Origin of the sequence: Candidatus Planktophila lacus (genome assembly GCF_002287925.1) — a bacterium.
GTDB classification, from domain to species: Bacteria; Actinomycetota; Actinomycetes; order Nanopelagicales; family Nanopelagicaceae; genus Planktophila; species Planktophila lacus.
Window position 1 is genome coordinate 273,066 of record NZ_CP016769.1, and the last position, 13,291, is coordinate 286,356.

The following is a 13,291-nucleotide window of genomic DNA, read 5'->3' on the forward strand; positions in this document are numbered from 1 at the left end:
GCCCCAGTTGAGGTCCAAATTGAGCGTGATTTTCCGAATTTTTTGGAAAAAACCTGAAAAATACCGCCGAGTATTGATGCAAATCGCTCGCAGTAGGTTCAGACTATTACCACCAGAGTGAGTGGATGTGGTTCCTCGAGGACTTCATCGATTTAGCACTGGCTTCTCGGGCCGAATGGTCCTTGAAGTATTAAGCACCCCATGGAGGCTTATTTACATGTTAACCCTAACCGCAAATCAGTGGAACCTGGTCTATAACGTATTCTCGTTTGGACTTGTTTCAATGCTTGCTTGCACAATTTATACCCTTGTTTCACAGGCTCGCGTACTGCCTAAGTACCGCAATGCTCTCGTTATGTCATCAATGGTTACATTCATTGCTGGCTACCACTACTGGAGAATCTTTAACTCATTCTCAGAATCATCTGAAGGAATGGCAGTTAAGGTTTCTGGAGACCAGGGTGCATTCAATGAGGCATACCGTTATGTTGACTGGCTACTAACTGTTCCTCTACTTCTTGTTGAAGTAATTGCAGTGCTTGCACTTGCAAAGGAAGTTTCAAAGTCACTCATCATGCGTTTGGTTCCAGCATCAGCTGCGATGATCGCACTTGGCTACCCAGGTGAAATCTCAAACGACCAGAACACACAGATCCTTTACGGTGTTCTTTCAACACTTCCATTCCTCTACATCCTCTATGTCTTGTTCGTAGAGCTTGGTAAGTCACTTGATCGCCAACCAGAAGGCGTTGCAGCAACCGTTGGTCGCTTGCGTCTCCTTCTTATCGCGACATGGGGCGTATACCCAGTTTCATACATTCTTGGTATGGGCGAAGGTATGGCATCAGCAGATCAGTTCGTTGGCGTACAGGTTGGTTACACAATCGCTGACGTTCTAGCTAAGTGCGTATTCGGTCTAACAATCTTGAAGATCGCTCGCATGAAGTCAATGGCTGAAGGCATGAAGGACGATCACTAATCGTCTGAAATAGTTAAAATTAGAGGGGCGTCGGGAAACCGGCGCCCCTTTAATATTTGTAGGATAGATACATGACAAATTCACCCATCTCAAAGTACGCGCTAAATAATTACCGAATGGCGAGTTATCTACTCTTCGCTATCGGGCTAATTAATTTGCGTTATCAAACAGGTAAAGATGGAGTTTTGGTAAATAGCGCAGCGGTTTTCATTCCGGGATTTATCGCGCTCTCACTAACCTTTATTAAGGGCGCACATGGGTTCTTGGCTAAGCGCGAAGTAATGGTGGCGCTAGGAGTAATTGGTGGAGTCTTGGTTGCTTGGGCCATTACTAACTAGCCCATAGTTTCCAAGTTATTTACGACTAGTTACCTTCTGAAGGAGATATCGCTCTTCTTCATCGCGGTAATCAATATGCGAATCGCATTTGGTCCCATGCCATGCAAATCCTTTATCGCATCTAGCGAGTATTTTCTTAGATCACTTACCTTGTAAAGACCCTCATCAATTAACGCTCTGCGGGCTGGGGCGGCTAACCCAAGTTCGCGCCATGCTCCGTCAACTTCGGCATACGCATCTAAATCAACTTCTCCGCCGGTCACGCCACAACGGTTCTGCGCTTTTTCAGCCTTTCGTTGGGCGGCTGCGCGCATAGCTTCGCCCCGCAGCTTCTTTATCTTTGCTGGAGATTGCTTAGCCATAAATAAATGGACCTTCTTTAAATCTTAAATAAAAACTCTGGTGCGGGAGGCGGGACTTGAACCCGCACGCCGAAGCACAAGTTCCTAAGACTTGCGTGTCTGCCATTTCACCACTCCCGCTGGAGCGTCATGAGAATGTTACAAAAAACTCATGTACTGGAACATAGGTTAGAGGTAAGTTCGCCTTATACAAAATTTCGGGTTTTCGCCCGTACAGCGCGCTCATGCAGCGAAGAAGTGAGGAAGTTACATGTCATTGACTCCAACCCCTGCGGATAAGTTCACCTTCGGACTTTGGACCGTCGGCTGGCAAGCGCGCGATCCATTCGGTGATGCCACTCGTGGTGCGCTCGACCCGGTTCGCACAGTTAATGAACTCGCAGCACGCGGTGCGTATGGAGTTACTTTTCATGATGATGATTTGATTCCATTCGGCAGTGATGATGCATCACGTCGCGGTCACATAGATCGTTTTAAGAAGGCGCTTGCCGAAACTGGAATGCAAGTTCCAATGGCGACAACTAACCTCTTCTCACATCCAGTATTTAAAGATGGCGCATTTACCAGCAACGATCGCGATATTCGTCGTTACGCACTTCGTAAAGCGATGCGCAATATCGAGCTCGCTGTCGAACTTGGTGCGCATACTTATGTTTGTTGGGGCGGACGCGAAGGCGCTGAATCAGATGCAGCAAAGGATGCCTACGTTGCACACGAGCGCATGCGCGAAGCATTTAACGTGCTTAGCCAATATGTTTTAGATAATGGTTACAAGATTAAATTTGCGATCGAACCAAAGCCAAATGAACCGCGTGGCGATATTTTCTTGCCAACAATTGGCCACGCACTTGCATTTATCTACACTCTTGATCACCCAGAACTTGTTGGCCTTAACCCAGAAGTTGGCCACGAACAAATGGCGGGACTTAACTTTGTTCACGGAATCGCGCAGGCGCTCTGGCAGAAGAAGTTATTCCATATTGATCTAAATGGTCAGCACGGTCCAAAGTTCGATCAAGATTTGGTATTTGGCCATGGCGATCTAAAGTCAGCGTTCTTCCTTGTTGAACTGCTTGAGCGCTACAAGTACGACGGTCCAAAGCACTTTGATTACAAGCCAGGTCGCACCGAAGATGACAAGGGCGTTTGGGATTCTGCAACCGCAAATATGCGCACATATTTAGCGCTAAAGGATCGCGCAACTGCCTACCGCAACGATCCACGCGTTATCGCTGCACAGAAAGATTCCAACATTCCAGGGCTTACTGAAAACACTATGGGCGCTGGTGAAAGTTGGAAGGATCTTTCTAAAGATTCATTCGATGTTGAAGCAGCCGGCGCACGTGGTTATCAGTACGAAGCCCTTAATCAGCTCGCTCTAGAGCACCTAATGGGGTTCGGAAAGTAATTCGCTGCGCAGGGTAACCTTGCCCTGTGAGTTCACATTCGGATCTACTAGCTGCCCAAATTCAGGCGGCAATCTCGCACGCCATTGAGCGTGGAGATTTGATCGGAACTGTTCCTGCCACCATCCCTTTGGAGCGACCAAAGAATCGCGACCATGGTGATTACGCATCTTCTATTGCGCTGCAACTAGCCAAGCCCGCCGGAAAGAACCCGCGCGAAGTCGCAGAGTTACTTAAGAAAGATTTAGAGAAACTTCCTGAAGTTTCCTCCGTTGATATTGCAGGTCCTGGCTTTATCAACATCAAATTAAATCGCGCCAGCCAAGCAGATTTAGTGCGCACAATTTTGAGCGCAAAAGAAAGTTATGGAAAAGGCACAGCGCTTGCGGGCGTAAAGATCAACCTCGAATTTATCTCTGCCAATCCCACTGGCCCACTGCACTTAGGGCACACACGTTGGGCAGCAGTTGGCGATGCACTTGGTCGCGTATTAAGTGCAGCAGGTGCAGAAGTAGTTCGTGAATTTTATATAAATGACCGCGGAAACCAGATGGATCTCTTCGGACAATCTGTGCAAGCTGCAGCTCTTGGCCAACCAATTCCCGAAGATGGTTACCAAGGTGAATACATCGCAGATTTGGCTAAGGAAGTTCTGGCTGAGAACCCTGAGATAATTAAATTAGAGGGCGAATCACGTTTAGTTGCATTCCGCGAAGCTGCTTACAAATTACAACTTAAGGACCAGCAGCGAGTTCTAGATACATTTAACACTCACTTTGATGTCTGGTTCTCAGAACGCAGCTTGCACGATGGTGGAAGCGTCGAACATGGTCTAGAAAAATTACGCGCCCAAGGACATGTCTTTGAATTAGATGGTGCAACATGGCTGCGAACAACTGACTTTGGCGACGATAAAGATCGAGTACTAGTTAAGGCAAATGGCGATCTAACTTACTTCTCATCAGATACCGCTTATTACATCAATAAGCGCGAACGCGGTTTCGATATCTGCATCTACATGCTGGGCGCAGATCACCACGGCTATATCCATCGCCTAAAGGCAACGGCAGCTTGTGCTGGCGACAACCCTGAATACAACATCGATGTCTTAATTGGTCAGTTGGTAAAGATCATGGAAGGCGGCGAAGAAGTAAAACTCTCTAAGCGCGCTGGAACAATTATTACTCTGGAAGAGCTTGTAGAAAAAGTTGGCGTTGATGCAGCTCGTTACACGCTGATTCGCTACCCAGTTGATACTCCGATGGTTATGGATCTCGATATTTTAAAGCGAAATACAAACGAGAACCCGGTTTATTACGTGCAGTATGCCCACGCGCGTATTGCTGCTGTTCTGCGCAACGCTGCCGAACTAAATATTGCCAGCGGTTTAGATAACTTTGATCCGGCACAACTTTCCCATGATCGCGAGAACGAACTTCTTGGATCGCTCGCCGAATTCCCACGAATCGTCGCTAGCGCCGCCGAACTCCGCGAACCACATCGCATCGCACGTTACCTTGAAGAGTTAGCTGGGGTTTATCACGGCTTCTACGCAGATTGCCGGGTATTGCCAATGGGGGATGAGCCAGCTACTGCGCTGCATAGCGCCCGACTTAATTTATGTGCGGCAACTCTGCAAGTACTGAAGAATGGTCTTCTCTTACTTGGCGTTAGCGCGCCGGAGCGGATGTAGCTATGTGGTCGAAGAATGTTTCTTTCACAAATGGAGAACTTCACTTATCAGGCATCCCTGCAACAAAGTTGGCGCAAGATTTCGGTACACCAGCATTCTTTATTGATGAAGATGATTTCCGCACTCGCGCAAGCGCTTGGAATAACGCGCTACGCGATGAGTTTGGTTCGCACGCAGGCACTGTTTACTACGCAGCAAAGGCCTTTATCTCTACAGCAGTAGCGACTTGGGTTAAGGAGTGCGGAATCGGAATCGATGTCTGCACTGGTGGCGAATTAGCGGTTGCACTCGCTGGTGGTATTGATCCACAGAAGATTGAAGTACATGGAAACAATAAATCGGTTTCAGAGATAGATCGCGCAGTAAGCGTGGGCGTTAAGACAATTGTTATGGATTCAATCCATGAAATTGATCGCGTGGCCACCGTTGCCCGCAGCCATAAGAAAGTACAAGGCGTCATGTTGCGCCTTACTCCAGGTATTCAGGCACATACCCACGAATCAATCTCTACCGCCCATGAAGATGTGAAGTTTGGTTTCTCTATCGCCAGCGGCGCTGCTTGGGCGGCGGTCGAAAAAGTCTTAAGCCACCCAGAACTTGAACTCCGTGGCTTCCATTCTCATATTGGTTCTCAGATATTTGGCACTGATTCATTCCAGTTGGCTGCAGATCGTTTGATCTCGCTGCTGGCTAAGTACCGCGATGTTTATGGCAGAGAACTTCCTGAACTAGATCTTGGTGGCGGTTACGGAATTGCATATTTGCCAGGCGATGAAACTCTAGAACCCGGTGAGGTAATGCCAGCGCTACGTAGCGCAGTTACTGCATCATGTGAAAAACATAAGTTGAATATTCCAATTATCTCAATAGAACCTGGGCGCGCCATTGTTGGCCCAACAACTTTTACTCTTTATGAAGTTGGCACGACTAAAGATGTGGTTCTCGAAGATGGAAAGACACGTCGTTACATTTCCGTAGATGGGGGAATGAGTGACAATATTCGTCCATCACTTTATGACGCTGAATATCATGCAGTAATTGCCCATCGCGCATCGTCTGCATCGACAGTTAATTCACGCGTTGTCGGCAAGCATTGCGAAACCGGCGACATCGTTATCCGCGAGATTAATTTGCCAAGCGATATCGCACCTGGTGATTTGATTGCGATTCCGGCTACTGGCGCATATGGCCGCAGCATGGCCAGCAATTACAACCATGTGCCGCGCCCACCTGTAGTTGCAGTAAAAGATGGAAAAGCCCGCGTAATTGTCCGCCGTGAAAATGAGGAAGATCTGCTCGCACTTGATGTGAAAGAATAGGCAGATGAGCCCAGCAGATAAACCAGTACGTATCGGCATGCTCGGATGTGGCGTGGTCGGCAGTTCTGTCGCGCGCTTATTGCTAGCCGACACCGCCGAGTTGTCTACTCGCGCCGGTGTAAAGATGGAGCTCTCACGCATCGCAGTTCGCACAATTAAGCCTTACGAGGGTATTAACCCAAGCCTCTTCACAACAGATCCATTCTCGATCGTTAACGATCCTGAGATTGATCTAATCATTGAAGTAATGGGCGGTATCGAGCCTGCGCGCGAATTAATTATGACTGCGATCGAAAATCGTAAATCTGTTGTTACCGCCAACAAAGCGCTACTTGCTAGCCATGGCGCTGAAATGTTTACCGCTGCCTATGCCAAAGGTGAAGATATTTACTACGAAGCATCTGTCGCTGGTGCGATCCCAATTATTCGTCCGATGCGTGACTCACTTGCTGGCGATTTCGTAACTCGTTTAATGGGAATCGTAAATGGAACAACAAATTACATCTTGACCAAGATGCATGAAGATGACCGTGAATTCGCTGATGTTTTGAAAGAAGCGCAAGCACTTGGTTATGCCGAAGCGGATCCAACTGCAGATGTTGAAGGCTTTGATGCGGCAGCAAAGGCAGCGATCTTGTCTGGTCTGGCATTCCACACTCGCGTGACTGTTGACGATGTTTACCGCGAAGGTATTTCCAAGATCACTTTGGAAGATGTAAAGATCGCAAAATCCATGGATCACGTAATTAAGTTACTTGCGATCGCAGAGTTAACTCCTGCTGATGAGATTTCTGTACGCGTGCACCCAGTTATGTTGCATAAGAGTCATCCTTTGGCTTCAGTGCGCGATGCTTACAACGCAGTATTTGTCGAAGCTGAATCTGCTGGATCTTTGATGTTCTACGGTCGCGGCGCAGGTGGTGCACCAACTGCCTCAGCAATCTTGGGAGATGTGGTTGCAGTTGCTCGCCACATCGCACTTAACTCAGTAGGCCAGCGCGAAACTGATTATGCAGACCGCGATATCGCACCAATCGAATCAACAAAAACTAAGTTCTTAATCCGCCTAGAAGTTGCTGATAAAGCAGGTGTTTTGGCATCTATCGCCACAACATTTGCAAACCACGGGGTTTCTATTCAGACCGTTAATCAAGCAGGGCGCAATGACGATGCTGAAGTCACAATCGTTACCCACTTAGCTACTGAAGGCGAACTTAAGGCAACAGTTGAGTCTTTGAAGAAGATGGACGCTGTTCAAAATATTTCAAGTGTTATCCGCGTAGAAGGAGCAACAAGCGCATGAGCCTTTTCAAATCGAAGAAATCTGGCGCACATCAATGGCGTGGAGTAATCGAGGAATACCGCGATCGCTTGCCAGTTTCTGCAAAGACCCCCGTTGTCTCACTACGCGAAGGCGGCACACCACTTATCTACGCGTGCTATTTATCTGAACTTCTCGGCAACGATGTCTGGTTAAAGTACGAAGGCATCAACCCAACTGGTTCATTTAAAGATCGCGGCATGACCATGGCTATCTCAAAGGCTGCCGAAGATGGCGCAAAGGCAGTTATCTGCGCATCAACTGGAAATACTTCAGCTAGCGCTGCCGCATATGCAACAAAGGCCGGAATGATCTCTGCAGTACTTATTCCAGCCGGAAAGATTGCAACAGGAAAACTTGCCCAAGCAGTTATTCATGGCGCACAAATTTTGCAGGTAGATGGCAACTTCGATGATTGCCTAACTCTGGCGCGTGATCTTTCAGATAATTACCCAGTTGCACTTGTTAACTCAGTAAATCCATATCGCATTGAAGGACAGAAGACCGCTGCCTTTGAAGTAATCGATATGTTGGGTTACGCCCCAGATATTCACGCACTTCCAGTTGGTAACGCAGGAAATATCACTGCTTACTGGAAGGGCTATAACGAATACCGTAAAGATGGAATCTCAAATTCCTTGCCTCAGATGTATGGCTTCCAAGCAGCTGGTTCTGCACCACTTGTTAAGGGAAAGCCAGTTCTTAAGCCTGAAACAATCGCAACAGCGATTCGCATTGGCAATCCAGCATCTTGGGATCAAGCGATTGAGGCGCGCGATAAATCAGGCGGCGTAATTGATTCAGTTACAGATAAAGAGATCTTGGCGGCATATGCACTTGTTGCTGGAAAAGAAGGCGTATTTGTTGAGCCTTCATCTGCCGCAGGTATCGCAGGCTTAATTAAATATAAGAAGGCTGGCAAATTACCTAAGGGTAAGAAGATCGTAATTACTGTTACTGGCCACGGACTAAAAGATATTTCTTGGGCGCTGGAAAAGTTTGCAAAGCCAAAGATCGTAAAGGTAAACGCTGTAGCTGCTGCAAAGGCGCTAGGACTTAAGTAAAGCCATGGCTAAACCAACTTTTAAAGCCAATCCAATTCAGGTGCAGGTTCCTGCAACTAGCGCCAACCTGGGTCCGGGATTTGATTCATTTGGTTTAGCGCTCGGCATGCACGATCGCTACGTTGCACAAATTCTTGATGATGCCGGACTTGATATCGATGTAACCGGTGAAGGCGCCGATGATGTTCCACGCACAGATAAGAACTTACTTGTTAAGGCGATGTATAAAGGTTTTGATTTCCTTGGCGGAAAGCCAAAGGGCGTTGCCGTTCGCGCACTTAATGTAATTCCACATGGTCGCGGCCTTGGTTCTTCTGCAAGTGCAATCGTTGGCGGACTTTCTCTTGCCCGCGCGCTAGTTCTAACTGGCTCTGACAAGATGAGCGATGAGAAGTTGTTACAGATCGCAACAGAGATGGAAGGCCATCCCGATAACGTTGCAGCAGCCCTCTATGGAAATGCGGTCGTTGCCTGGAAGGAAGAGCAACACGGTAAAGATGTTGCACAAGCGATTTCTTTAAGCGTTGATACTCGCATCCGTGCAATTGCATTTATTCCTGCAACCGCCGTTGCAACTTCAAAGGCGCGCAAAATGCTGCCTGAGACGATTCCACATCGCGATGCGGCGCGTAATTCTGCAAACTCTGCGCTACTGGTACACGCACTTACTTTGCGCCCAGATCTGCTCTATCGCGCAACTGAAGATTTCCTGCATCAGTCTTATCGCGCAGAAGCGATGCCAGCATCATTTGCCTTATTAACTAAGTTGCGCGCTGCAGGAGTTGCCTCATTTATCTCTGGCGCGGGCCCAACTGTCCTTGCCTTGCACACTGGCACCGAGGCAGATGTTGCTGAATTAAGTAGAGCTGCAGGTTCGAAATTTGAGGCGAAATCCCTAGAGATTTCGCGTACTGGAGCAACGATCCTCTAAGCCAAGTGAGTTTTGCCGCTCGTAGCCGTATGGTGCTATGGTTATCCCACTTGCTAGTGCCGGAAGTTACGGTGAAAGTCGGCAGGTAATAAATCCAAATCAACAGGCTTTTTGCTGTTACGAACTCAAACTCGTAATCGAAGCCCCAAATGAAAAGATAGAGATGACAGATCAAGATCAGGAAGTAACGCCAGTACGCTCAAATTCACCAGAGCTTGCCGCGATGAGTCTTCCAAAGTTAAAAGAAGTTGCTGCACAGCTCGGTATCGATGGCGCTGCAAAGTTAAAGAAGGATGCGCTCGTAACCGCAATCGCTGATCTACAGGCAGCAAACCGCGAAGCCGCAAAGGCCGAACGCGAAGCCCGCCGCGAAGCGCGCAATGCAAAGAAGAATTCCAATCGTGAAAACGCGAACAACTCATCAAACTCAGCTAACGATTCAGATGACGATGGCGAAGAAAACGTGAACGATAACGGACCACGCGATAACGATCGTGGCTTTGGTGGACGCGACCGCGGTCGTGGCCGTGATCGCAACCGTGGCCGTGATCGCAACCGTGATCGTGGACAACGCGAAGAGCGCGAGCCTGTAATTGGCGAAGATGATGTTCTAGTTCCTGTTGGCGGCCTAGTCGACATCATGGATAACTATTCATTTATCCGCACCGGTGGCTACCTACCTGGTCCAAACGATGTCTATGTTTCACAGCAGCAAGTACGCAAGTACGGGCTTCGCAAGGGCGATGTTGTTACAGGCCAAGTGCGTCAGGCGCGCGAAGGCGAACAACGCCAGAAGTACAACCCACTAATTACCCTTGAAACAATAAATGGAGTAACTCCTGAAGAAGCGCGCGGACGCGTTGAATTCGGCAAGTTAGTTCCGTTATACCCACAAGAGCGTCTGCGTCTTGAGACCGAACCAAACATTCTTACTACTCGCGTTATCGATCTGATTGCGCCAATCGGTAAAGGCCAGCGCGGACTTATCGTTTCGCCTCCAAAGGCCGGTAAGACCATGGTCTTGCAATCAATTGCAAATGCGATCACTACAAATAATCCAGAGTGTCACTTAATGGTTGTTCTAGTTGATGAGCGCCCAGAAGAAGTTACCGATATGCAGCGCTCTGTTAAGGGTGAAGTAATCGCATCAACATTCGATCGTCCAGCCGATGATCACACCACAATTGCAGAGCTCGCTATTGAGCGCGCAAAGCGTTTGGTTGAACTCGGTCACGATGTAGTCGTTCTCCTTGACTCTATTACTCGTCTAGGTCGCGCCTACAACATCGCAGCACCTGCATCAGGTCGCATCCTTTCGGGTGGTGTTGATTCAGCTGCTCTATATCCACCAAAGAAGTTCTTCGGTGCCGCACGTAATATTGAAGATGGCGGATCGCTAACAATTCTTGCAACTGCACTTGTTGATACCGGTTCACGTATGGACGAAGTTATCTTCGAAGAGTTCAAGGGCACCGGAAATATGGAGCTCATCCTCGATCGCAAGATGGCCGATAAGCGCATCTTCCCTGCTGTTAACGTTGTTGCATCAGGTACTCGTAAGGAAGAAATTCTTATGGGAACTGAAGAACTCAACATTGTCTGGAAGTTACGCCGCGTGCTTCATGCACTTGAACCACAAGCAGCGCTTGAGTTGTTGCTTGAGAAGATGAAGGGCACTAAGTCCAACGTCGAGTTCTTGATGCAGATCCAGAAGACCACTTCTGGTCCAAACGAGGGCTAATTTCTTAACTTTCACCGCCTGACCGCAAGGCTTTCACAAAGCCTTCACAAGGTGGCAGCGCAATATCTCCATATCAGCCAAAGCCACACGGGCCGGCGAATACGGAGGCAGTCAATGTTTACTTCAAAGAAGATTCTCGCAGGCGCACTAGTAGCGGCTTCACTTTTTGGTGGAGTTTCATCAGCAACAGCAGCAGATACAAAAGATGCTGCAGTTGCACGTGCGCAAGCACAAGCAACATTTAGAGCGCAGATGGATACCTATGTAACCGCTCATCGCGCAATCATTGATGCCCGTCGTGCAGCCGGTGCAAAAGCTCTTGCAGATTTCCAAGCAGCGCTTGCAAACGTCACAACTGATGCACAACTCCAAGCAGCAAAAGATGCGCGCAAGAGTGCAAACGCTGCAGCAGATGCAACAGCAAAGGCAGCGATCGCAGCGCTAGTAAAGCCAGTTAAACCTGCTAAGCCAGTGAAGGCTTCACCAACAGCGGCTCCAAAGGCCTAACTCTTTCCCCCGAAAGGGTGGAAGCCGCAAAATCCGTGCTGCGTGCGCACGGATTTTGCGGTTTTCTCTTTTCGCGAGAGTATTAGCGCCTAGCCATACCGAATGGCATAAGTGGCCCTGGTTCACCGTTTATCGCGGACCCAGACATAGATGAAGGAATATAAAAATGAAGAAAGATATTCACCCAGAATATAAAGAGACCCAAGTAACTTGTGGTTGCGGCGAAAAGTTTGTTACTCGCTCAACAGTTGCCAGCGGATCTATCTACGTTGAAGTTTGTTCAGTCTGCCACCCGTTCTACACAGGCAAGCAGCGCATACTCGATACTGGTGGACGCGTCGCTAAGTTCGAAGAGCGTTTCGGTAATAACTCTAAATCAAAGAACGCCGCGCCTTCCAAGTAGCTTTCTTAAAAGACCGCATCGCAACCCAATGAGGTTGCGGCGCGGTCTTTTTATTTCTTAAAGTTATTTACTACTAGCAAAACTAGAAATACAACGAAGACAACGAAGAAAGGAGAAGCCAAATGGCAAAAGATAACGATCGCTTTGCATCAGCACATGAAATGGTGCGAGAGTATCAAGAGTTAGAAAAGCAGATGGCTGATCCTTCTATCCACGAAGATCAGGGCAAAGCGCGCCAACTTGGTCGCCGCTATGCCCAACTTGGACCAGTCGTTGCCGGCTTTAACGCTTGGAAGACTGCCGCCGATGATTTAGAAGCGGCGCGCGAGATGGCGCAAGAAGATGAATCATTTGCTTCCGAACTTCCAGTAATGGAGACCGCTGTTGAAGCAGCAGCGGATAAATTAGAAGAGCTCTTGCTGCCCCGTGATCCCAACGATGATCGCGATGTGATTATTGAAGTTAAGGCAGGAGCCGGCGGAGATGAATCAGCGCTCTTTGCAGGTGACTTGGTCCGTATGTATCAACGCTATGCCGAAAAGCGCAATTGGAAAGTTGAGATCATCGATATGACCGAGTCCGATCTCGGCGGCTATAAAGATATTTCGATGGCGATTAAATCCAAGGGAACTCCAGAACCCGGAACAACTCCTTATGCGCGCTTAAAGTTTGAAGGCGGCGTACACCGCGTGCAACGCGTTCCAGAAACTGAAAGCCAAGGACGCATTCACACATCTGCGGCGGGCGTACTTGTCTTGCCAGAAGCAGAAGAGGTAGATGTAGAGCTAAATATGAACGATGTGCGCGTAGATGTTTATCGTTCATCAGGCCCTGGAGGACAGTCGGTTAACACCACTGACTCTGCTGTGCGCCTGACCCACGTACCAACTGGAATTGTAGTTTCATGTCAGAACGAGAAGTCACAGCTACAGAATAAAGAATCTGCTTTGCGTATCTTGCGCGCGCGCTTGCTCGCTGATGCTCAAGAAAAGGCAGAAGCAGCAGCGATGGCAGAACGTAAGAGCCAGGTTCGCACTGTTGATCGTTCCGAGCGAATTCGTACATATAACTACCCAGAAAATCGCCTCAGCGATCACCGCGTAAATTACAAATCAAATAACTTAGATTCAGTTTTAAATGGCGAGTTAGATGATGTTGTCCAAGCCTTACTTGATGCCGATAAGGCAGCAAAGCTTTCTTCAACTAACTAAGTTCATCCGAATTGAT

Annotated in this window: 13 protein-coding genes and 1 tRNA gene; 12 read left to right on the top strand and 2 right to left on the bottom strand. The window is 48.2% G+C overall.

Translation table 11 applies throughout. From position 1 onward, the window contains the following. Positions 1-217: 217 nt before the first annotated feature. A complete protein-coding gene (locus A1s21148_RS01350; protein WP_095670707.1) occupies positions 218-979 on the top strand; it encodes a bacteriorhodopsin-like in 762 nt (253 codons plus the stop codon). A 71-nt stretch (positions 980-1,050) separates the two neighbouring features. Continuing rightward, positions 1,051-1,317, top strand: a complete 267-nt coding sequence (locus tag A1s21148_RS01355; RefSeq protein ID WP_095670708.1) for a hypothetical protein — start codon at positions 1,051-1,053, stop codon at positions 1,315-1,317. A 29-nt stretch (positions 1,318-1,346) separates the two neighbouring features. Here A1s21148_RS01355 and A1s21148_RS01360 read toward each other — a convergent pair whose 3' ends face one another. Next, positions 1,347-1,679 (bottom strand): helix-hairpin-helix domain-containing protein, encoded by a 333-nt coding sequence (locus A1s21148_RS01360; protein ID WP_095670709.1) that lies wholly within the window; start codon positions 1,677-1,679, stop codon positions 1,347-1,349. 38 nt (positions 1,680-1,717) lie between these two features. Further along, a tRNA-Leu gene (locus tag A1s21148_RS01365) sits at positions 1,718-1,799 on the bottom strand. A gap of 130 nt (positions 1,800-1,929) precedes the next feature. On the opposite strand from A1s21148_RS01365, the gene xylA reads away from it, so the two are divergent. From xylA to prfA, 10 genes are all read left to right on the top strand, one after another. Continuing rightward, positions 1,930-3,087, top strand: coding sequence for a xylose isomerase (gene xylA / locus A1s21148_RS01370; protein ID WP_095670710.1), 1,158 nt, complete (start codon positions 1,930-1,932; stop codon positions 3,085-3,087). A gap of 26 nt (positions 3,088-3,113) precedes the next feature. Continuing rightward, on the top strand, positions 3,114-4,778 hold the full coding sequence (gene argS, locus A1s21148_RS01375; protein WP_095670711.1) for an arginine--tRNA ligase: 1,665 nt from the start codon (positions 3,114-3,116) through the stop codon (positions 4,776-4,778). 2 nt (positions 4,779-4,780) lie between these two features. Then, on the top strand, positions 4,781-6,097 hold the full coding sequence (lysA, locus tag A1s21148_RS01380; RefSeq protein ID WP_095670712.1) for a diaminopimelate decarboxylase: 1,317 nt from the start codon (positions 4,781-4,783) through the stop codon (positions 6,095-6,097). Between the two features lie 4 nt (positions 6,098-6,101). Further along, positions 6,102-7,400 (top strand): homoserine dehydrogenase, encoded by a 1,299-nt coding sequence (locus A1s21148_RS01385; protein WP_095670713.1) that lies wholly within the window; start codon positions 6,102-6,104, stop codon positions 7,398-7,400. After that, positions 7,397-8,482, top strand: coding sequence for a threonine synthase (gene thrC, locus A1s21148_RS01390; protein WP_095670714.1), 1,086 nt, complete (start codon positions 7,397-7,399; stop codon positions 8,480-8,482). Before A1s21148_RS01385 ends, thrC begins: the two co-directional genes overlap by 4 nt. 4 nt (positions 8,483-8,486) lie before the next feature. Further along, positions 8,487-9,413 carry a homoserine kinase gene (gene thrB, locus A1s21148_RS01395; RefSeq protein ID WP_095670715.1) on the top strand — a complete coding sequence of 309 codons (927 nt, stop codon included), beginning with the start codon at positions 8,487-8,489 and terminating at the stop codon, positions 9,411-9,413. A 223-nt stretch (positions 9,414-9,636) separates the two neighbouring features. Further along, positions 9,637-11,154: a transcription termination factor Rho gene (gene rho / locus A1s21148_RS01400; RefSeq protein ID WP_420022008.1), complete on the top strand. Its 1,518-nt coding sequence runs from the start codon at positions 9,637-9,639 to the stop codon at positions 11,152-11,154. Between the two features lie 114 nt (positions 11,155-11,268). Further along, entirely contained in the window at positions 11,269-11,661 is a 393-nt protein-coding gene (locus A1s21148_RS01405) for a hypothetical protein (protein WP_095670716.1), read from the top strand. 166 nt (positions 11,662-11,827) lie between these two features. Continuing rightward, complete coding sequence (gene rpmE, locus A1s21148_RS01410; protein ID WP_095670717.1) at positions 11,828-12,064, top strand: 50S ribosomal protein L31; 237 nt, start codon at positions 11,828-11,830, stop codon at positions 12,062-12,064. Between the two features lie 122 nt (positions 12,065-12,186). Beyond that, positions 12,187-13,275 carry a peptide chain release factor 1 gene (gene prfA / locus A1s21148_RS01415; protein ID WP_095670718.1) on the top strand — a complete coding sequence of 363 codons (1,089 nt, stop codon included), beginning with the start codon at positions 12,187-12,189 and terminating at the stop codon, positions 13,273-13,275. Positions 13,276-13,291 lie beyond the last annotated feature (16 nt).